Origin of the sequence: Pseudomonas sp. KCJK9058 (genome assembly GCF_046230975.1) — a bacterium.
GTDB lineage: Bacteria > Pseudomonadota > Gammaproteobacteria > Pseudomonadales > Pseudomonadaceae > Aquipseudomonas > Aquipseudomonas alloputida.
The window spans coordinates 62,218-80,949 of record NZ_JBJJLR010000003.1 but is presented as its reverse complement, the minus strand read 5'-3'; the positions used below and the strand labels follow the sequence as shown (position 1 = coordinate 80,949).

The window sequence follows — 18,732 nt, the reverse complement described above, 5'->3', positions numbered from 1 at the left end:
GCAAATTCAAGATCGCATTCGCGGGTAAACCCGCTCCTACACAGAACCCGCCACCCAAGCCAGGTGGCGGGGAGGGCTATCAGGCGTCCTGATAGCTCTCGATCGACGGGCAGGCGCACACCAGGTTGCGGTCGCCGAACACGTTGTCGACCCGGCCGACCGGCGGCCAGTACTTGCCTTCCACCAGGCTCGCCAGGGGGTATACCGCCTGCTCGCGGCTGTAGCCATGGGTCCATTCGCCAACCAGCTCAGCCGCAGTGTGCGGTGCGTTTTTCAGCGGGTTGTCGTCCTTGTCCAGGCTACCGTCCTCCACCGCGCGGATTTCTTCGCGGATCTGGATCATTGCGTTGCAGAAGCGGTCCAGTTCTTCTTTGGACTCGCTTTCGGTCGGTTCGATCATCAGCGTGCCAGCCACCGGGAAGGACATGGTCGGGGCGTGGAAGCCGAAGTCGATCAACCGCTTGGCCACGTCGTCGACACTGATGCCGCTGGTGTCCTTCAGTGGGCGCAGGTCGAGAATGCACTCGTGAGCCACCAGGCCGTTACCGCCGGTATACAGAACAGGATAGTGCTCTTCCAGGCGGCGGGCGATGTAGTTGGCGTTGAGGATTGCCATCTGCGAGGCACGTTTGAGGCCGGCACCGCCCATCATGCGGATATACATCCATGTGATTGGCAGGATGCTGGCGCTACCGAACGGCGCAGCGCATACCGCGCCCTGGGTGTTTTCCAGCTGTGCATGGCCTGGCAGGAACGGCGCCAGGTGCGACTTGACGCCAATCGGGCCAACACCCGGGCCACCACCACCGTGCGGGATGCAGAAGGTCTTGTGCAGGTTCAGGTGGGAAACGTCGCCGCCGAACTTGCCTGGCGCGCACAGTCCGACCATGGCGTTCATGTTGGCGCCATCGATGTACACCTGGCCACCGTTGTCGTGGATGATCGCGCAGATTTCGCCGATCGCTTCCTCGAACACGCCGTGGGTCGACGGGTAGGTGATCATGATTGCAGCCAGGCGCTCGCGGTGCTCGATGGCTTTGGCGCGCAGGTCCTCAACATCGACGTTGCCACGGGCGTCACAGGCGGTAACCACGACACGCATGCCAGCCATGTGTGCGGTGGCCGGGTTGGTGCCATGGGCCGACGACGGGATCAGGCAGATATCGCGGTGGCCTTCACCACGGCTGCGGTGGTAGGCGCGGATCGCCAACAGCCCGGCGTATTCGCCCTGCGAGCCGGCGTTGGGCTGCAGCGACACGGCATCATAGCCAGTGGCCGCGCACAGCATGGCCTCCAGTTCGGTGGTCATCTGCAGGTAGCCCTGGCTCTGCTCGGCCGGGGCGAACGGGTGCAGGTTGCCGAACTCGGCCCAGGTGACCGGGATCATTTCGCTGGCGGCGTTCAGCTTCATGGTGCACGAGCCCAGCGGGATCATGCTGCGGTCCAGCGCCAGGTCCTTGTCGGCCAGGCGGCGCAGGTAGCGCATCAGCTCGGTTTCGCTGTGGTAGCGGTTGAACACCGGGTGTTCGAGGATGGCCGACTGGCGCAGCAGGGCGGCAGGCAGCAGGGAACCGGTGCTGGCGGCCAGTGCGGTGAAATCAGGCTGTGCCTGCTCGCCACCCAACAGCTGCCACAGCGACTCGACGTCAGCCTGAGTGCTGGTTTCGTCCAGAGACAGGCCCACATGGGCGGCATCGATCTGGCGCAGGTTGATGCCCTGGGCGCGTGCCTTGTCATGCAGGCTGGCGGTGGCAGTGCCGGTGGCCAGGGTCAGGGTATCGAAGGCGCTGGCGCCCACCACTTGTACGCCCAGCGCCTTCAGGCCGGCGGCGAGGATCGCGGTCAGGGCGTGGGTGCGTTCGGCAATGCGCTTGAGGCCGGCAGGGCCGTGGTACACGGCGAACATGCTGGCGATGTTGGCCAGCAGCACCTGGGCGGTGCAGATGTTGCTGGTGGCCTTTTCGCGGCGGATGTGCTGCTCGCGGGTCTGCATGGCCAGGCGCAGGGCGGTTTTGCCGAAGCGGTCGATCGACACGCCGACCAGGCGGCCAGGCATGTCGCGCTTGAACGCGTCGCGGGTGGCGAAGTAAGCCGCGTGCGGGCCACCGAAGCCCAGTGGCACGCCGAAGCGCTGGGCGCTGCCGATGGCTACATCGGCGTCGAATTCGCCCGGTGGGGTCAGCAGGGTCAGGGCCATCAGGTCTGCCGCTACGGCGACCAGGGCGTTGGCCGCGTGGAAGCGCTGCACGACCTCGCGGTAGTCGAACACTTCACCGTTGCTGGCCGGGTATTGCAGCAGGGCGCCGAAGAAGGCGCTGACATCGCCCAGCTCGCGCTCGTCGCCAACCACAACCTCGATACCCAGCGGCTCGGCACGGGTGCGCAGCACGTCGAGGGTTTGCGGGTGACAGTGCACGGAGGCGAAGAAGGCATGGCTGGACTTGTTCTTCGACAGGCGCTTGCAGAAGGTCATGGCCTCGGCCGCAGCAGTGGCTTCGTCGAGCAAGGAGGCGTTGGCGATCGGCAGGCCGGTGAGGTCGCTGATCAGGGTCTGGAAGTTCAGCAGCGCTTCCAGGCGGCCCTGGGAAATTTCTGGCTGATACGGGGTGTAGGCGGTGTACCAGGCCGGGTTTTCCAGCAGGTTGCGCAGGATCGGTGCCGGAGTGTGGGTGTTGTAGTAGCCTTGGCCGATGTAGCTTTTGAACAGCTGGTTCTTGCCAGCGATGGCCTTGAGCGCAGCGAGCGCGTCGGCCTCGCTCTGGCCGTCGTGCGAGCCAAGCACGCTGGTACCTTTGATGCTGTCGGGGATGACCGCAGCGGTCATGGCGTCCAGCGAGTCGAAGCCCAGTGCAGTGAGCATGGCCTGTTCGTCAGCGGCGCGCGGGCCTATGTGACGGGCGATGAATTCGTTGGCGGTGCCGAGGTTGATGGTCATGGCGGGATTCCTCAGGCGTCGTCGTTGGCTTTGAGCAGGCGGTCGTAGGCGTCCTGGTCGAGCAGAGCGGTTACGGCTTCTGCATCGGCAGGGATGAAGCGGAAGAACCAGCCTTCGCCCATCGGGTCTTCGTTGACCAGTTCCGGGCTGTCTTCGAGCTGGCCGTTGACCTCGACCACTTCACCCGTCAGTGGCATGTACACGCCGCTGGCGGCCTTGACCGATTCGACGGTGGACGCTTCGCTGCCTTTCTCATACTGCTGCAACTCTGGCAGTTGCACGAAAACCACGTCGCCAAGGGCATTCTGGGCGTAGGCGGTGATGCCCACGGTGACGCTGCCATCGGCTTCGACGCGCAGCCATTCGTGATCTTCAGTGAAACGCAACTCGCTCATGGGGAATCCTCGGGAAGCAGGGCGTTGGGGGCGCGGTGGCGCCGCGCTCTTAGGGTAGGATTCCCTTAGCAATAATGCGGCCAACCTATAAAACTTCTTATTTATCAATAGATTACGTAAATTTACGGAGAAGTCGTATTTATCGTGTGGAATGATATCGTTACAGGTGCCTCTGAGAGGAAAAGGGTTTGAGCATCAAACCCTTGTGCACCGACGGCGAGGAGGGTGTGTATCGTTTTCGCTACGACGTAGCGAAAACGATACATGTGGTGCCTGGACTGGCGAGGTGCCAATGGCCTTCGGTCATCTCACTTTCAGCAGATGATCCAGCGAAAACGCGCCGGCGCCTCGGGCAACCAGGAGCAGCAAGAGCCCTGCCCAGGTCAGGTGGGTGGGCCACGCATCGGGGTAGACGAACACTTCGATCACCAACGTCATGCCCAGCAGTGCCAGCGCCGATAGCCGGGTCATCAGCCCGAGCACCAGCAATAGCGGGAACAAGTGCTCAGCGTAGGCGGCCAGGTGCGCTGCAAGCCAGGGCGAGAGTAGCGGCAGCGCGTACTCGGTGCGGAACAGCTCATAGGTGCCGGGTGTAAGGGTGAGGAAACCCTCCACTTTGGTGCGTCCGGAAAGAAAGAATATCGAGGCGATCCCGAACCGGGCGACCAGGCACAACAGGTCATCGCTCAAACGCCGCTCGAGGCTCTGTGCAACGTGGTTCCAGGCGCGCCGCAGGCTGCTGGCCGGAGGTGTGAAATCGGCACTAGCCATGGTGGTGTTCTCCTGTGAAGGCGAGTGAGCGAAAAGCCTGGGCCGTCATCAGGCGCCCGAGCATCTCGGTGAAATCCAGGTCGGTTTCAGCGTGTCGCGCCAGGTCCGAGGCCTGCATCAGCGACTGTCCGGCAGCACAGGCCTTGAGAAACGCATGGCCACCTTTTCCCAGTGGCTGGTGGCATACGCCATCAGCGGTGCCGACAAACAGCACCCCTTCGCCCACCCATGGTTGGTCATCGGGCCAGGCAACCTGCTCGCGGGCGCAGCGCCACAGGGTGTACACAGGGTGCGCCTCGCACCAGTACCAGCGAGCACTGGCACGGGGGGGCAAGCAACCGTGATCAAGGTCGCTGGGGGTCATGCCTGCCAGGTCGACAAGGTTCAGGCACGTTTCGTACGGCGCGCTGAAGGCTTCTGTCCAATGCAGGTCCAGGCGGGCGACATCCGCCAGATACGGCACAGCGTGCTGTGACTGAATGTCTTCGAGGAAATCCGGGAAGGTTGCGCCATAGCAGATCAGCCGGGGATCGCTGGGGGGGAATTGCCGCGCGTAAACTGCCGCGGTCTCATCCATCCAGGCGCGCCCGACGAGTGTGCACACGCTCGGAAAGTTTGCGCGCAGCGCATCCACGCAGCCGGCCAGCACCGTGTTGCGATAAACCGCGAACGCCGCTTGTTCGGTCACTCCCGAAAGCTCGGGAGCAGGACGGGAATAGAGTGCCTCGATGAACGCTTGCTGGAACTGACCAAGGGAAAGGTTCATGGCAATACACCCGGGCAAGTCATGATCGACTGTGCGATGGACCGTTCAGCAAGCAGCTCGGTGAACGGGGGAAGCTTGTCGTCACGTTCAATGAGTGTCGGGCGCGGGCCGACACGGGAAACCAGTTGGCGGTACAGCACCCACACAGGCTCGGCCACCAGCGCATCATGAGAGTCGATCAACAGGCTGCCTTGGTCATCATCGCTGTGCCCGGCCAGATGAACTTCTGTGATGGCTTGCGCTGGAAAGCGGTCCAGGTAGGCAGTTGCCGAAAACCCCAGATTGTGAGCACTTACATAGACGTTGTTGATGTCCAGCAGCAGGCCACAACCGGTGCGACGTGTCAGTTCGTCAAGAAAGTCGATCTCGTCCCAGTCATGGCCCTGCAGCTGCAAGTAATGACTGGGGTTTTCGATGGATATACGCCGGCCCAATACCTCCTGGCATCGCTGGATGTTTTCAGCGATGCGCTGCAGGGCTTCGTTGCTGCGAGGAAATGGCAGCAGGTCTGGATGGTAGTGCCCCTGCCAGGTGGACCAGGCCAGGTGCTCTGATACAAGTACCGGTTCGATCTGATCGCACAGTGCGCGCAGACGCTGCAAATGGTCCTGATCGGGGGGCGCGTCAGCCGCAAGCGAAAGTGCTACACCATGCAATGAGACCGGGTGAAGTGCTGCGATTCGGTTCAGCCAGGCAAGGCGAGGGCCACCGACCATGTAGTTCTCCGGGTGAACCTCAAACCAGAGCCCTTCGAGATTGCACGCCAGCGCCTGGTCGTAGTGCTCGGCCTTCAGGCTGATTCCGGCGCCCATTCGTGCGTCTGCGTTCATGGTCGGTTTCCCCTGATCAAGACTTTTGAGGTGTCAGCGAGCCCATGCCGGCAGGTGTCTTGATCGATGTGCAGGTGCCGGCGGGGACGTTTTTCCAGTGCATGCCGTCGTAGTCCTTCTTCGCACTGCCGGCGCAACTGGTGCCGGCGCCGGCCTTGCAATCGTTCTTTCCTGCCATGGCGACGCCGTAGCATTTCTCCATGGCAGCGCCACTGCCTGCGGGTTGCGTGCTGTCGGCCGCCATGGCAACGCCTGCAAGCGAGGCGAGAGCGAGTGCTGCAGTGGTGAGGGCGAGGGTTTTCATGGGTCAATCTCCTGAGAATGTGGCCGTGGTCTTTACCGGCGGCTCATGGAGTAATTCGTGCCTTGCGTAAAACGGGTTACAGCCTTGGAAGAAATTTTTTCAGGGCGTGTCTTCACGACCTGATGTTGAAGCCAAGGGCATGGCATATTTGCAGCACCTGCGTGCCACACGCCGGGAGCGGATGAAGCAAGTCAATTGTATTCAGGGTGTAACCCAGGCGACCCATGCAGCGAACTAACTCACAGGATGAGCTCGAGGCTCGCGAGGCCCGGTTGAAAGCACTGTTGCTTCGGGGGCTGACAGGCGACCAGCTGGCCTATCAGGATTTTCTTGGCACGCTTGCGCTGCATGTACGTGCGTTTCTGCGCAGCCGTCTGAGCAGGCGCCCGGCCGAGATAGAGGACATGGTGCAGGATGTGCTGCTGGCGGTGCATAACGCGCGCCACACGTACCAGCCGCAGCAGCCGTTGACCGCCTGGGTGCAGGCGATCGCCCGTTACAAGCTGGCGGATCATCTGCGAAGTGTTTCACGTCGCGACGCCCGGCATGATGTGCTGGACGATGATGCGCAACTGTTTGCCGTCTCGGAGGTTGAATCAGCCGAGGCCAGCCGAGACCTGACCAAGCTGCTCAAGCAACTGCCAGAGCGGCAACGACTGCCGATTGTTCATGTCAAGCTGGAGGGGTTGTCCGTCGAGGAGACGGCACAACTTACCGGGCTTTCCAGTTCAGCGGTAAAGGTTGGGATACATCGAGGTCTGAAAGCGCTATCCAGGCTGATTGGAGGAGCCAACAACCATGAAGACTGACGATTTGATCGCCTTGCTGGCTGCAGGCGAAGGGCCAGTGCCGCGCCACGCCGTTTGCAATCGGATGGCAGTGGCTGTGCTGGGCGGGCTGACCGCCGCACTGCTGCTGACAATTACCCTTTACGGTGTACGCAGTGATATCACAGAGGTCGCACAAACCCCGTTGTTCTGGGGCAAAGTCGCCTTTCCAACCAGCTTGGCGTTGATCGGGCTGTGGTTGACGAGCCGCTTGGCCAGGCCAGGAGGGAAGGGCGCTGCAGGCTGGAAGATGCTTGGCTTGCCACTGCTGCTGGTCTGGTGCGGGGCGGCGGTGAGTATCGCCGGGGCGCCTGTGGAGGCGCGCGCCGACCTGTTGTTCGGGCGCACATGGCGTACCTGCGCACTGAATATCGCGTTGCTGTCGGTGCCGGCCTTTGTCACCGTGTTCTGGGCGCTGAAAGGCCTGGCGCCCACCCGGTTACGGCTGGCAGGTGCTGCCGGTGGCCTGCTGGCGGGCTCGAGCGCAACGGTGGCCTACTGCCTGCATTGTCCGGAAATGGGCGTGCCGTTCTGGGGTGTGTGGTATGTCCTCGGCATGCTCGTGCCGACGGTTTTCGGGGCCTGGTGGGGCCCCCGCATGCTGCGTTGGTAGGCTGTACCGGCAGGCCCCACGCAACTCAGAACGACGTGCTGATTGCCTGCCCTGGCTTCACAGGTTCGTGACCTCGCTTAACCCGCAACAAACCAGGGCAGTGCCAGGTACAGCTTGATCACGATGACATTGATGATGTCGATGAAGAACGCCCCCACCATCGGCACCACCAGGAAGGCAAGGTGCGAGGCACCATAGCGTTGTGTCACCGCCTGCATGTTGGCGATGGCTGTCGGTGTTGCACCCAGGCCGAAGCCACAGTGGCCGGCAGCCAGGACTGCTGCATCGTAGTTGCGCCCCATTACCTTGAACGTCACGAAGATTGCGAACAGCGCCATGACCAGTGTCTGCGCGGCCAACAAGGTAAAGAAGGGTAACGCCAGGGCTGCCAGGTCCCACAACTTGAGCGACATCAAGGCAATGGCCAGGAACAGGGACAAACTCACATTGCCCAGTACCGACACTTCCCGTTCGAATACTTTGTAAACGCCTAAAGCCCGAAGCCCATTGCGCAACACTACACCGACGAAGAGTACGCAAACGAAGGTCGGTAGTTCGAATGCTGTGCCTTTCAACAAGCCATTAAGTAATGTGCCCGTCAGTAAGCTGACCGCAATAAGTGCCAAGGTTTCTATAAATGAAAACGATGTGATCAGGCGCTCTTTGTCGGGTTGTTCGAAGCCCTTGGGTAACTGCGGTGCTTCTTCTTGCACGCCAGGTGTTTCGACCCGTTTGATCAGCAACCGGGCGACTGGCCCACCGATCAAACCGCCCAACACCAGGCCGAAAGTGGCAGAGGCCATTGCCAGTTCCGAAGCCGAAGCCAGGCCGAACCGCTCAGTGAAGGTCGCGCCCCAGGCAGCGCCTGTACCGTGGCCACCCGACAAGCTGATCGAACCGGCCAGCAGGCCCATCAGCGGGTCGAGCCCCAGTGCGGTTGCCAGGCCGATGCCCATGGCGTTCTGAACCATTAGCAAACCCGTCACCACCAGAAGGAATACGGCGACCACGCGTCCACCCTTCTTCAGGCTTGCGAAGTCTGCACTCAAGCCGATGGTAGCGAAGAATGCCAGCATCAACGGTGTTTGCAACGAGGTATCGAATTGGACGTGTACATCGAAACTGCGCAATGCCAGGAGTAACAGGGCAACGACCAGGCCGCCTGCAACAGGCTCCGGGATATTGTATGCGCGCAGGAAACCAATGCGTGCAACCAGGCCGCGTCCCAGTAGCAGTACCAACGAGGCGGCTACCAGTGTCCCGTAAAAATCGAGTTCGAACATCAGGGTACTCTTCGTTCAGGGTGACAAGCAAAATTGCAATGTCGCCATTCTACGGGGAGCACTCCAGTCACATGTGGCTGAGCGGCTAGGAAAAGTCCGATTCAATTATGGGTTTTGACCACAGCTGTCATGGTTTCCCGGGTATTCCATATTTACGCAGCCTCTGCGCGATAGCCGTGTGCGAAGTTTGCAAGCGCCCGGCCAGTTGCCGTGTTGACGGGTAGCTGGCATACAAGCGCTGTAACAGCTCGCGCTCGAAATCACCTACAGCCTGTTCCAGGCTGGCCACTTCGCCATCTTGCCCGCGTGCCACCGAGGTGCCGGCGATGTCCAGGTCGCCGATATCCACCAGGTTGCCCTCGCAGATAGCCGCGGCGCGAAAGATCACGTTCTGCAATTGGCGCACATTGCCCGGCCAAGGGTTGGCCAGCAGTGCCGAATGGGTGGAGGGGGTCAGCCGACAGGCTGGGCGCTGGATCTGCGTGCACGCCTGCTGCATGAAGAAGTGCGCCAGCATCAGGATGTCCTGGCCACGGTCGCGAAGCGGCGGTACCTCCAGGTTAAGCACGTTCAGGCGGTAGAACAGGTCCTCGCGAAAGCTGCCTTCGGCGACCATGCGCTCCAGATCGCGGTGGGTGGCGCTGATGATGCGCACATCCACCTTCACTTCACGGTCGCCACCCACCCGGCGGAAGCTGCCATCGCTGAGAAAGCGCAGCAGCTTGGCCTGCAGGTAGGGCGACATTTCACCAATTTCATCGAGAAACACGGTGCCCTGGTTGGCCAGTTCCATCAGCCCAGGCTTGCCACCCCGTTGCGCGCCGGTAAAGGCCCCGGGCGCGTAGCCGAACAGCTCGCTTTCGGCCAGGCTCTCGGGCAGCGCGGCGCAGTTCAGCGCCAGGAACGGGGCCGCATGGCGGCTGCTGACGGCATGGCAGGCGCGGGCTACCAGTTCCTTGCCGGTGCCGGTCTCGCCATGCACCAGCAGCGGCGCATCGAGCGCAGCCACGCGTAAGGCGCGGGCCTTGAGGGTGCGGATGGCCGGCGACTCGCCCAGCAAGGCATCGAAGCCTTCGGCGTGGTCGTGGTGCAGGGCCGACAGGCGTTCGCCCATACGCGAAGGTGGGTACAGCGTCAGCAGGCCACCGGCGTTGGTAATCGGCATGGCGTCCAGCAGCAGGCTATGGCCGTTCAGCTGCATTTCGCGCATGGGCAGGTGGAAGTTGTTGTCCAGCAGCGCCTGCAGCAGCGCGGGGTCGCCAAACAGCTCACCCACCGAGCGGCCGGCAGATTCGCGGCCGCACAGTTCGATCAGCGCCGGGTTGGCCAACAGCACCAGGCCTGCGCTGTCCACCGCCAGCACCGGGTCGCTCATGGCGGCCAGCAGGGCATCGAGCTGCAGGTGGCGGCGCTGGCCGGGGAGGATGTCGACCACGTCCACCGATTGCACGCCGTGTACTTCGAACAGCGCGTCGTGCAGTTCTTCAAGTACGGCGGGGCTGAGGGTGGGGGCGTCGATGTAGACGTTTGGCGGGACCATCTCCACGGCGTCCAGGTTGAGGTTGCGGGCACCGAGCAGGGCGAGGACTTCCTGGGTGATGCCGACGCGGTCGATGAAGCTGACGTGGATGCGCATGGGGTTCGAACAGTTGGCAACGGAGGCCGCCAGTATGCCCTGAGACGGGGTTCAGGCCCAAGGTCGGCGGTTGCGCATTCGCGGGCGTGCCCGCTCCCGCAGGGTTGCTGCTGTAGGGGCGGGCTTGCTCGCGAAAAGGGTCACTCCAGATGTTCAGGTTTGATCGGGTCGCCCGATTTCACATCGAGCTTTTCGCGAATGTCCGCAAACATATGGTCATAGAGCTTGTGCGGCGAACTCAGGGTCTCGAATTTCTTCGGCGGCGCCAGATACGACTGCGCCTTGCGGGTCAGCAGCATGAGGAAGCTGGGCAAGGCCTGGTCCTTGGCCAGGAAGAACTTTTCTTCCACCGTCTTGCCTTCGATGCTGCCATGCATGTGGAACTGAATGCCTCTGCCTTCCTTGGGGTCCGACACAGCTTCGTACTCGATGTTCAGGTCATAGCTGTGGTCGGCGTTGTTCAGCGCAGAGCGCTCGATGTGTACATGACCAGGCTGATACTGGGCCATGGCTATCTCCTTTGGAAGGTCGAAAATGGCGGGCCGCGTAAGCCCGCCGACTGCATTCAACGGTAGCTGATCCCCGGCTTCTCGGTGGATACCCGAGTGCCGGCTTTGCCTTTGACGATGCCTTCGATGTTCTCCAGCGAACTGATCACCGCCACCTTGCCGGTGTTGCGGGCAAAGTCGCAGGCGGCCTGCACCTTCGGCCCCATGGAGCCGGCGGCAAACCCCAGCGTTTCCAACGCGTCCGGGTGGGCCTGGGCGATGGCCTTCTGCGTCGGTTTGCCCCAGTCAATGTAGGCTGCATCGACGTCGGTGGCGATAATCAGAAGGTCGGCTTCCAATTGCTCGGCCAGCAGCGCCGAGCACAGGTCTTTGTCGATCACCGCCTCGATGCCTTTGAGCTTGCCGTTTTCATCGTACAGGGTGGGGATGCCGCCACCGCCTGCGCAAATCACGATGCTGCTTTTTTCCAGCAGCCACTTGATCGGGCGAATTTCGAAGATGCGCTTGGGTTTCGGGCTGGCTACCACGCGGCGGTACTTGTCGCCGTCGGCCTTGACCACCCAGCCCTTTTCCTTGGCCAGGCGCTCGGCCTCTTCCTTGCTGTAGACCGGGCCGATGAACTTGGTCGGGTCCTTGAAGGCCGGGTCGTTGGCATCCACTTCCACTTGGGTGAGCAAGGTGGCGAATGGCACCTCGAAGGCCAGCAGGTTGCCCAGTTCCTGTTCGATCATGTAACCGATCATGCCCTCGGTCTCGGCACCCAGCACGTCCAGCGGGTAGGCCTCGTCTGGCTTGTACGACAGGGCCTGAAGCGACAGCAGACCCACTTGCGGGCCGTTGCCGTGGGCGATGACCAGCTCGTTGCCAGGGTGAATCTTGGCGATCTGTTCGGTGGCGGTGCGGATATTGGCGCGCTGGTTGTCAGCGGTCATGGGCTCGCCGCGACGAAGCAGGGCGTTGCCGCCCAATGCAACAACGATACGCATGTGGAATGTCCTTTAGCGAAAGAATGAATGGACTGTCGCTGCACGGAGGCTGCTGAGTTCGCTGTGGGAGCGGGCATGCCCGCGAAGAGGCCAGACCTGACATCATCGATGATGCGGCTGACGCCTTCGCGGGCACGCCCGCTCCCACAGGGACTGCGGGCTACCTATAGATCAGCCAGGGTCGATACCAGGATCGCCTTGATCGTGTGCATGCGGTTTTCCGCCTGCTCGAAGGCGATGCACGCTGGCGATTCGAACACGTCATCGGTCACTTCGATGCCGTTGGCCAGGTCCGGGTATTGTTCGGCGATCTGCTTGCCTACCTTGGTGTCGGAGTTGTGGAATGCCGGCAGGCAGTGCATGAACTTGGTCCGAGGATTTCCGGTGGACTTCATCAGTTCGGCATTCACCTGATAAGGCTTGAGCTGCTTGATGCGCTCACCCCAGGCTTCGATCGGCTCGCCCATCGATACCCACACGTCGGTATGCACAAAGTCGACACCCTTGACCGCGGCTTTCGGGTCTTCGGTGAGGGTAATGCGTGCGCCGCTTTCTTCAGCATACTGCTTGCAGCGCTCGACCAGGTCGTCATGTGGCCACAGTGCCTTGGGCGCGGCGATGCGCACATCCATGCCAAGCTTGGCGCCGATCAGCAGCAGCGAGTTGCCCATGTTGTTGCGGGCATCGCCCAGGTAGGCGTAGCTGATGTCGTGCAGCGGCTTGTCGCTGTGCTCACGCATGGTCAGCACGTCGGCGATCATCTGGGTGGGGTGATATTCGTCGGTCAGGCCGTTGAACACCGGTACGCCGGCGAACTTGGCCAGCTCTTCGACGATTTCCTGCTTGAAGCCACGGTACTCGATGGCGTCATACATGCGCCCGAGCACACGGGCGGTGTCCTTCATGCTTTCCTTGTGGCCGATCTGCGAGGAGTTGGGGTCGATGTAGGTGACGTTGGCGCCTTGGTCATAGGCTGCGACTTCGAAGGCACAACGGGTACGGGTGGAGGTTTTTTCGAAGATCAGGGCGATGTTGTTGCCCTTCAGGTGCTGCTGCTCGGTGCCCGTGTACTTGGCGCGCTTGAGGTCGCGGGACAGGTCCAGCAGGTAGCGCAACTCGCGGGTGGTGTGGTGTTCCAGGCTGAGCAAGTTGCGGTTGTGAATGTTGAACGCCATGACAGTTTCTCCTTGAGTTCGGTGATGTCCCGGCCGCCACTTCATGGGTGCGGCCGGGCGTAATGGTCGTTAGTAGTCGATCGGGTCGCGCACGATAGGGCAGGTCATGCAGTGGCCGCCGCCACGGCCCCGGCCCAGTTCGCCGGCGCTGATGGTGATGACCTCGATGCCGGCCTTGCGCAGCAGGGTGTTGGTGTAGGTGTTGCGGTCGTAGCCAATGACCACGCCCGGCTCGATGGCCACCACGTTGTTACCGTCATCCCACTGTTCGCGCTCGGCGGCGAAGCTGTTGCCGCCGGTCTCGACCACGCGCAGCTTGACACCCAGTTGCTCGCCCACCACTTCGATGAACGACTTGTTGATGCGGCGTACATCCATTCCGTAAGGCTTGCTTTCGTCCGGGCGGATGATGAATGGCACAATCTCTTTCACCACTTCCGGGAAGACCGTGACCAGGTCGCGGTCGCAGAAGCTGAAGACAGTGTCCAGGTGCATGGCGGCGCGGGACTTTGGCAGGCCGGCGACGATCACTTCCTTGACGGCGCCCTTGGCAAACAGGTTTTGCGCGAGCTGGCCGATGGCCTGGCGCGAGGTGCGCTCACCCATGCCGATGAGCACGATGCCATTGCCGATCGGCATCACATCACCGCCTTCGAGGGTGGCATTGCCATGGTCCTTGTCCGGGTCGCCATACCACACCTGGAAGTCGGCCTCGGTGAACGCCTTGTGGAACTTGTAGATGGCGGTGGTCAGCAGGGTTTCCTGGCGACGCGCCGGCCAGTACATCGGGTTCAGCGTCACGCCGCCGTAGATCCAGCAGGTGGTGTCGCGGGTGAACTGGGTGTTGGGCAGGGGTGGCAGGATGAAGCTGGAGTGGCCCAGGTAGTCGTTGTACATCTTCACGACTTCGGCGCCTTCGCTCTGCGGCAGGTCCTGGCCTGCCACGCCGCCGATCAGGAATTCGGCCAGGTGGCGTGGCTCCAGGCCTTCGAGCCAGCTGCGCACTTCGTTGGTCAGGCCTACACCGACGGTATCAGGGGTGATCTTGCGGTCGAGGATCCACTTGAGCGCCTCTTTGTTCTGCACGATATCGGTCAGCAGGTTGTGCATCTCCAGCACATCCACGCCACGCTCGCGCATCTTGGTGACGAAGTCGAAATGGTCACGCTTGGCCTGGTCGACCCAGATCACATCGTCGAACAGCAGTTCGTCACAGTTGCTCGGCGTCAGGCGCTTGTGCGCCAGGCCCGGGGCGCAAACCATCACTTTGCGCAGTTTGCCGGCTTCGGAGTGGACACCGTACTTCTGTTTTTCAGCGGACATGGTTTCATTCCTCCAATTGAGCGAAGACGTGGGTCAAAGGGTCAGGAAGCCGTCATACAGGCCAAAGGCTGCCACCAGGGCGCCAATGACCACGGCTGCGAAGATCAGTTTTTCCACGTTGGTGAAGACCGGTTTGCCCACCTCACGCTTGGCCTTGGCGAACAGGATGGCGCCAGGTGCGTAGAGCAGGGCAGAGAGCAGCAGGTATTTCACGCCGCCGGCGTACAGCAGCCAGATGGCGTACAACAGGGCGATGCCACCGATGATCAGGTCCTTCTTGCGTTCGGCCAGGGCCTGTTCGTAGGTTTCGCTGCGCAGTGCCAGCAAGAACGCATAGGCTGCCGACCACAGGTAGGGCACCAGGATCATCGAGGTGGCGAGGTAGATCAGAGACAGGTAGGTGCTGCTTGAGAACAGCGTGATGACCAGAAAGATCTGCACCATGGCGTTGGTCAGCCACAGGGCGTTGGCCGGTACCTGTTTGGCGTTCTCGCGGCGCAGGAACTCCGGCATGGTGTGGTCCTTGGCTGCGGCGAACATGATCTCGGCGCACAACAGCACCCACGACAGCAGCGCCCCGAGCAGCGAGATGACCAGGCCGACGCTGATCAGCACCGCCCCCCAGTGGCCGACCACATGCTCCAGCACGGCAGCCATCGATGGGTTCTGCAGCTTGGCCAGTTCCGGTTGAGTCATGATGCCCAGCGACAGCACGTTGACCAACACCAGGAACAGCAGCACGGTCACGAAGCCGATCACCGTTGCCTTGCCCACGTCGGTGCGTTTTTCCGCCCGCGCCGAGAAGATGCTCGCGCCCTCGATGCCGATGAATACCCACACGGTAACCAGCATCATGTTGCGCACTTGGTTCATGACGCTGCCAAGCTCTGGCGTGCCTACGGCCCAGATATCGGCGGTGAAGATGTCGAGCCTGAAGGCGAACAGGCAGATCAGGGCGAACAGCACCAGCGGCACCACTTTGGCCACAGTGGTGACCAGGTTGATGAAGGCTGCCTCCTTGATGCCGCGCAGTACCAGAAAGTGCACCGCCCACAACAGGATCGATGCGCCAATGATGGCGGCTGGGGTGTTGCCTTCACCGAAGATCGGGAAGAAGTAACCCAGGGTGCTGAACAGCAGTACGAAGTAGCCGACGTTGCCCAGCCAGGCACTGATCCAGTAGCCCCAGGCCGAGGAAAAGCCCATGTAGTCGCCGAAGCCGGCCTTGGCATAGGCATACACCCCGCCATCCAGGTCAGGCTTGCGGTTGGCCAGGGTCTGGAACACGAAAGCCAGGGTCAGCATGCCGACCGCGGTGATCCCCCAACCGATCAGCACGGCCCCAACCCCTGCGCTGGCGGCCATGTTTTGCGGCAGCGAGAAGATCCCGCCGCCAATCATCGAACCGACGACAAGTGCAACTAATGCGCCGAGCTTTAGTTTTCCGGATGAATCAGACATTTAACAACTCCTGCCAGGAGAAAGTTGACGACAGAATAGATCCGACGCCGTTGCCTTGACCTGACTTACGTCAGTTTAAGGCGACGTGAAGGTAGGAAATTTCCTTCACGGGTGCTCCTGGAGAGTGCCGACAGCTTGAGCTGCAGGCCTTGTGTGCTGGCACCTCCATGTCCTTCTAGAGCAAACGCTCTGTTCAGCCTGCGAAGCTTGAAACTAGCCGCTTTTGCCGCTTTAGCAAATTTTTCACAAGAATTTCGAGTTTTATCAGTTTCTTTTCTAGTTGCTGGACTGCTGCTAGTTTTGAGGGAGCAGGTACATAGACAAAGCAGTTATTAGTGATATAGGTTGGGCGCACGGCTTCAGTATAAGTAACGGTATTTATATAGCCAGCAAGGCTGTTTCAAACGCATGACAGGCTGGAAGAAAGGGAGGCTCATGAGCGAACCGGGACAGAAGCTGCGCCTGGGCGCGCTGATCGCGCTGGTGGTCGGGTCGATGATTGGCGGCGGGATCTTCTCGCTACCGCAGAACATGGCCGCGCGTGCTGATGTGGGTGCAGTGCTGATCGGCTGGGGGATCACCGCAGTCGGCATGTTGGCCCTGGCTTTCGTGTTCCAGACCCTGGCCAACCGCAAGCCGGAACTGGACTCAGGGGTATATGCCTACGCCAAGGCCGGCTTTGGCGAGTACATGGGCTTTTCCTCGGCCTGGGGCTACTGGATCAGCGCCTGGCTGGGCAATGTCGGCTACTTCGTACTGCTGTTCAGCACCCTGGGTTTCTACTTCCCGGTGTTCGGCGAAGGCAACACGCCCATCGCCATCGGTTGTGCCTCGTTGCTGCTGTGGTCGGTGCACTTCCTGGTACTGCGCGGCATCAAGGAGGCGGCCTTCATCAACCAGGTCACCACCGTGGCCAAAGTGGTGCCTTTGCTGATTTTCGTGGTGATCGCGGCATTTGCCTTCCGCGCCGATATCTTCACCCGGGATATCTGGGGCTTGAGCAACCCACAATTCGGCAGCGTGCTGGAGCAGGTGCGCAACATGATGCTGGTGACCGTATTCGTGTTCATCGGCATAGAGGGCGCCAGCGTGTATTCCGGGCGTGCCCAGCGTCGGTCAGACGTGGGCAAGGCCACGGTCATCGGTTTTCTGGGTGTGCTGGCGCTGCTGGTGCTGGTCAACGTGTTGTCGCTGGGCATCATGACCCAACCGGAACTGGCCGGGCTGCAGAACCCCTCCCTGGCCTCGGTGCTGGAGCATATCGTCGGCCCCTGGGGCGCCTTGCTGATCAGCCTCGGCCTGGCGGTCTCGCTGCTTGGCGCCTTGCTTTCATGGGCGTTGTTGTGTGCCGAAATCCTCTACGCCACGGCGCGGGACAAGACCATGCCGCGCTTTCTGGCCAAGGAAAACGCCAACCATGTGCCGGCTAACGCCCTGTGGCTGACCAACTGCATGATTCAGGGTTTCCTGCTGATTACGCTGTTCTCCGCCGGTACGTACACCAGTCTGATCTACCTGGCCTCGTCGATGATCCTGGTGCCCTACCTGTGGTCTGCGGCGTATGCCGTGCTGCTGGCGATGCGCGCAGAAACCTATGCCGGGCAGCCGAGGTTGCGGCGCAAGGACTTGCTGGTGGCGCTGGTTGCCCTGCTGTATGCCGTGTGGCTGCTGTATGCCGGCGGGCTCAAGTACCTGCTGCTTTCGGCGCTGCTGTACGCCCCTGGCGTCATCTTGTTCGCGAGGGCCAAGCATGAGCAGGGGCAGACGTTGTTCACGGCCTGGGAAAAGCTGATTTTCGCCGCCGTGCTGGTGGGTGCCGCGCTGGCGGCCTACGCCTTGTATTCAGGGCTGCTGAGCTTGTGACGGGGCAGGGCAGGCGTGTTCCGGGCGTGACCAGATCCACAGGTTGCCCAGGGTCATGCCGGCGATTGCCAGGAATACCGGCCAGTGGTGTTCCAGAAAGGTCAGCATCAGGCCCGCGCACAGCAGCATGCTGATGGTTGCGCTGACCTTGGCCCGGCGCTGGATCACCTTGCCGTTGCGCCAGTTATGCAGAATTGGCCCGAACAGCCGGTGGTTCTCCAGCCATGCCGACAGGCGCGGTGAGCTGCGCGTGGCGGCCCAGGCGGCCAGCAGGATGAACTCGGTGGTCGGCAAGCCAGGAATCACAATGGCGACCAGGCCCACCCCGAGGCTCACGTAGGCCAGGATTCCATACAACAGGCGGGCGAGTTTCGAGCGGGCTGGTCGGGTCATGTTCTCACTGCATAAAACGGTTCGGCCACCGGAGGGGTGGCCGGCTTCGGCGTATCAGACCAGCGCGGCATCAGCAGCGTAGGCGTGCTTGAGCAGCTCGGTGAAGCGCTCGAAAGCGGCCACTGCACCGCGCTCGGCAGCCGCTTCCTCTTCCGGCGAGAGCGCCAGGCCATCGAGGATGCGGGTGAACTGCTTCCAGCCTTCGGCACGGCCACCGGCGGGCTCCCCCAGGTGACGGGCACCGAAGCTGTCGGACAGTTCCAGGGCCACGGCACGCTTGATCAGAAACGCAGCGCCCAGTTTGGAGCCTTCGGAGACGAAGATCCAGCCCATTGCCTCGCCCAGGCTCAGCTTGCCCACGGCACCCGGTACGGCGGCCGGTACTTCGGTGTCGAGGTCGGCAAGGTCCAGGCGGGCCTGGTCGGCACGGCAGCGCTCAGCCAGATCAGGGACGATGGCGATCAGCTGAGGGTCGTTGTACAGGGCCTGCAGCTCGGACTGGAACAGGTACTGCGCGACGACGAAGCGGGCGAAGCTTTCGCGGCTGTCGAAAGGCGCGTGGGATTTGACCAGGGCATCCAGTTCGGCGTGCGGAGCGTGGGTGATCTGGTTCAGGCGCTGGGAGCGCAGGGATGGGCGTTCGGTCATGGGGCAGTCCTTGG

At 61.8% G+C, this 18,732-nt stretch carries 18 protein-coding genes; 3 read left to right on the top strand and 15 right to left on the bottom strand.

Annotated elements, in window-relative coordinates; translation table 11 throughout:
- Positions 1-79: 79 nt before the first annotated feature.
- From gcvP to ACK59Z_RS03375, 6 genes are all read right to left on the bottom strand, one after another.
- Positions 80-2,935: an aminomethyl-transferring glycine dehydrogenase gene (gene gcvP / locus ACK59Z_RS03400; RefSeq protein ID WP_409292411.1), complete on the bottom strand. Its 2,856-nt coding sequence runs from the start codon at positions 2,933-2,935 to the stop codon at positions 80-82.
- An 11-nt stretch (positions 2,936-2,946) separates the two neighbouring features.
- A complete protein-coding gene (gcvH, locus tag ACK59Z_RS03395; protein ID WP_003255087.1) occupies positions 2,947-3,330 on the bottom strand; it encodes a glycine cleavage system protein GcvH in 384 nt (127 codons plus the stop codon).
- Between the two features lie 303 nt (positions 3,331-3,633).
- On the bottom strand, positions 3,634-4,101 hold the full coding sequence (locus ACK59Z_RS03390) for a DoxX family protein (protein ID WP_014589844.1): 468 nt from the start codon (positions 4,099-4,101) through the stop codon (positions 3,634-3,636).
- The gene (locus ACK59Z_RS03385) at positions 4,094-4,867 is read right to left on the bottom strand and encodes a DNA-binding domain-containing protein (protein ID WP_409292409.1); all 774 of its coding nucleotides are present in this window, start codon (positions 4,865-4,867) and stop codon (positions 4,094-4,096) included. Before ACK59Z_RS03385 ends, ACK59Z_RS03390 begins: the two co-directional genes overlap by 8 nt.
- Positions 4,864-5,697 carry a DUF692 domain-containing protein gene (locus ACK59Z_RS03380; RefSeq protein ID WP_181318745.1) on the bottom strand — a complete coding sequence of 278 codons (834 nt, stop codon included), beginning with the start codon at positions 5,695-5,697 and terminating at the stop codon, positions 4,864-4,866. Before ACK59Z_RS03380 ends, ACK59Z_RS03385 begins: the two co-directional genes overlap by 4 nt.
- A gap of 16 nt (positions 5,698-5,713) precedes the next feature.
- The gene (locus ACK59Z_RS03375) at positions 5,714-6,001 is read right to left on the bottom strand and encodes a DUF2282 domain-containing protein (protein ID WP_003255083.1); all 288 of its coding nucleotides are present in this window, start codon (positions 5,999-6,001) and stop codon (positions 5,714-5,716) included.
- 224 nt (positions 6,002-6,225) lie between these two features.
- On the opposite strand from ACK59Z_RS03375, the gene ACK59Z_RS03370 reads away from it, so the two are divergent.
- Positions 6,226-6,810 carry a sigma-70 family RNA polymerase sigma factor gene (locus tag ACK59Z_RS03370; RefSeq protein WP_003255081.1) on the top strand — a complete coding sequence of 195 codons (585 nt, stop codon included), beginning with the start codon at positions 6,226-6,228 and terminating at the stop codon, positions 6,808-6,810.
- Positions 6,800-7,441, top strand: a complete 642-nt coding sequence (locus ACK59Z_RS03365) for a DUF1109 domain-containing protein (protein WP_409292406.1) — start codon at positions 6,800-6,802, stop codon at positions 7,439-7,441. Before ACK59Z_RS03370 ends, ACK59Z_RS03365 begins: the two co-directional genes overlap by 11 nt.
- A 77-nt stretch (positions 7,442-7,518) precedes the next feature.
- Here ACK59Z_RS03365 and gltS read toward each other — a convergent pair whose 3' ends face one another.
- The 7 genes from gltS to arcD (ACK59Z_RS03330) all read right to left on the bottom strand — a co-directional run bounded on the left by gltS (position 7,519) and on the right by arcD (ACK59Z_RS03330) (position 15,814).
- Positions 7,519-8,724, bottom strand: a complete 1,206-nt coding sequence (gltS, locus tag ACK59Z_RS03360) for a sodium/glutamate symporter (RefSeq protein WP_014860118.1) — start codon at positions 8,722-8,724, stop codon at positions 7,519-7,521.
- A 127-nt stretch (positions 8,725-8,851) separates the two neighbouring features.
- Positions 8,852-10,360, bottom strand: a complete 1,509-nt coding sequence (locus ACK59Z_RS03355; protein ID WP_003255078.1) for a sigma-54-dependent transcriptional regulator — start codon at positions 10,358-10,360, stop codon at positions 8,852-8,854.
- Positions 10,361-10,500: 140 nt separating this feature from the next.
- Positions 10,501-10,869 (bottom strand): DUF5064 family protein, encoded by a 369-nt coding sequence (locus tag ACK59Z_RS03350; protein WP_003255077.1) that lies wholly within the window; start codon positions 10,867-10,869, stop codon positions 10,501-10,503.
- A 56-nt stretch (positions 10,870-10,925) separates the two neighbouring features.
- Positions 10,926-11,855 (bottom strand): carbamate kinase, encoded by a 930-nt coding sequence (gene arcC, locus ACK59Z_RS03345; protein WP_108190467.1) that lies wholly within the window; start codon positions 11,853-11,855, stop codon positions 10,926-10,928.
- A gap of 164 nt (positions 11,856-12,019) precedes the next feature.
- The gene (locus ACK59Z_RS03340; RefSeq protein ID WP_003255074.1) at positions 12,020-13,030 is read right to left on the bottom strand and encodes an ornithine carbamoyltransferase; all 1,011 of its coding nucleotides are present in this window, start codon (positions 13,028-13,030) and stop codon (positions 12,020-12,022) included.
- A 69-nt stretch (positions 13,031-13,099) separates the two neighbouring features.
- Entirely contained in the window at positions 13,100-14,353 is a 1,254-nt protein-coding gene (gene arcA / locus ACK59Z_RS03335) for an arginine deiminase (RefSeq protein WP_003255072.1), read from the bottom strand.
- 33 nt (positions 14,354-14,386) lie between these two features.
- Positions 14,387-15,814 carry an arginine-ornithine antiporter gene (gene arcD / locus ACK59Z_RS03330; RefSeq protein ID WP_003255071.1) on the bottom strand — a complete coding sequence of 476 codons (1,428 nt, stop codon included), beginning with the start codon at positions 15,812-15,814 and terminating at the stop codon, positions 14,387-14,389.
- Between the two features lie 435 nt (positions 15,815-16,249).
- On the opposite strand from arcD (ACK59Z_RS03330), the gene arcD (ACK59Z_RS03325) reads away from it, so the two are divergent.
- Positions 16,250-17,677 (top strand): arginine-ornithine antiporter, encoded by a 1,428-nt coding sequence (gene arcD / locus ACK59Z_RS03325; protein ID WP_003255067.1) that lies wholly within the window; start codon positions 16,250-16,252, stop codon positions 17,675-17,677.
- Here arcD (ACK59Z_RS03325) and ACK59Z_RS03320 read toward each other — a convergent pair.
- Together ACK59Z_RS03320 and ACK59Z_RS03315 are read right to left on the bottom strand one after the other, a co-directional pair.
- Positions 17,657-18,070, bottom strand: a complete 414-nt coding sequence (locus tag ACK59Z_RS03320) for a YbaN family protein (protein ID WP_003255065.1) — start codon at positions 18,068-18,070, stop codon at positions 17,657-17,659. The genes arcD (ACK59Z_RS03325) and ACK59Z_RS03320 overlap by 21 nt on opposite strands.
- 54 nt (positions 18,071-18,124) lie before the next feature.
- Complete coding sequence (locus tag ACK59Z_RS03315) at positions 18,125-18,718, bottom strand: biliverdin-producing heme oxygenase (protein WP_003255063.1); 594 nt, start codon at positions 18,716-18,718, stop codon at positions 18,125-18,127.
- Between the last annotated feature and the right edge of the window lie 14 nt (positions 18,719-18,732).

Excerpts from the sequence above, each read along its gene's own strand:
- ACK59Z_RS03340 (WP_003255074.1), bottom strand. The coding sequence starts at position 13,030 with ATGGCGTTCAACATTCACAACCGCAACTTGCTCAGCCTGGAACACCAC.
- ACK59Z_RS03355 (WP_003255078.1), bottom strand. The coding sequence starts at position 10,360 with ATGCGCATCCACGTCAGCTTCATCGACCGCGTCGGCATCACCCAGGAA.
- ACK59Z_RS03390 (WP_014589844.1), bottom strand. The coding sequence starts at position 4,101 with ATGGCTAGTGCCGATTTCACACCTCCGGCCAGCAGCCTGCGGCGCGCC.
- ACK59Z_RS03365 (WP_409292406.1), top strand. The coding sequence starts at position 6,800 with ATGAAGACTGACGATTTGATCGCCTTGCTGGCTGCAGGCGAAGGGCCA.
- gltS (WP_014860118.1), bottom strand. The coding sequence starts at position 8,724 with ATGTTCGAACTCGATTTTTACGGGACACTGGTAGCCGCCTCGTTGGTA.
- ACK59Z_RS03380 (WP_181318745.1), bottom strand. The coding sequence starts at position 5,697 with ATGAACGCAGACGCACGAATGGGCGCCGGAATCAGCCTGAAGGCCGAG.
- arcD (WP_003255071.1), bottom strand. The coding sequence starts at position 15,814 with ATGTCTGATTCATCCGGAAAACTAAAGCTCGGCGCATTAGTTGCACTT.
- ACK59Z_RS03350 (WP_003255077.1), bottom strand. The coding sequence starts at position 10,869 with ATGGCCCAGTATCAGCCTGGTCATGTACACATCGAGCGCTCTGCGCTG.
- ACK59Z_RS03315 (WP_003255063.1), bottom strand. The coding sequence starts at position 18,718 with ATGACCGAACGCCCATCCCTGCGCTCCCAGCGCCTGAACCAGATCACC.
- gcvP (WP_409292411.1), bottom strand. The coding sequence starts at position 2,935 with ATGACCATCAACCTCGGCACCGCCAACGAATTCATCGCCCGTCACATA.
- ACK59Z_RS03385 (WP_409292409.1), bottom strand. The coding sequence starts at position 4,867 with ATGAACCTTTCCCTTGGTCAGTTCCAGCAAGCGTTCATCGAGGCACTC.
- ACK59Z_RS03320 (WP_003255065.1), bottom strand. The coding sequence starts at position 18,070 with ATGACCCGACCAGCCCGCTCGAAACTCGCCCGCCTGTTGTATGGAATC.
- arcA (WP_003255072.1), bottom strand. The coding sequence starts at position 14,353 with ATGTCCGCTGAAAAACAGAAGTACGGTGTCCACTCCGAAGCCGGCAAA.
- arcC (WP_108190467.1), bottom strand. The coding sequence starts at position 11,855 with ATGCGTATCGTTGTTGCATTGGGCGGCAACGCCCTGCTTCGTCGCGGC.
- ACK59Z_RS03370 (WP_003255081.1), top strand. The coding sequence starts at position 6,226 with ATGCAGCGAACTAACTCACAGGATGAGCTCGAGGCTCGCGAGGCCCGG.
- ACK59Z_RS03375 (WP_003255083.1), bottom strand. The coding sequence starts at position 6,001 with ATGAAAACCCTCGCCCTCACCACTGCAGCACTCGCTCTCGCCTCGCTT.
- arcD (WP_003255067.1), top strand. The coding sequence starts at position 16,250 with ATGAGCGAACCGGGACAGAAGCTGCGCCTGGGCGCGCTGATCGCGCTG.
- gcvH (WP_003255087.1), bottom strand. The coding sequence starts at position 3,330 with ATGAGCGAGTTGCGTTTCACTGAAGATCACGAATGGCTGCGCGTCGAA.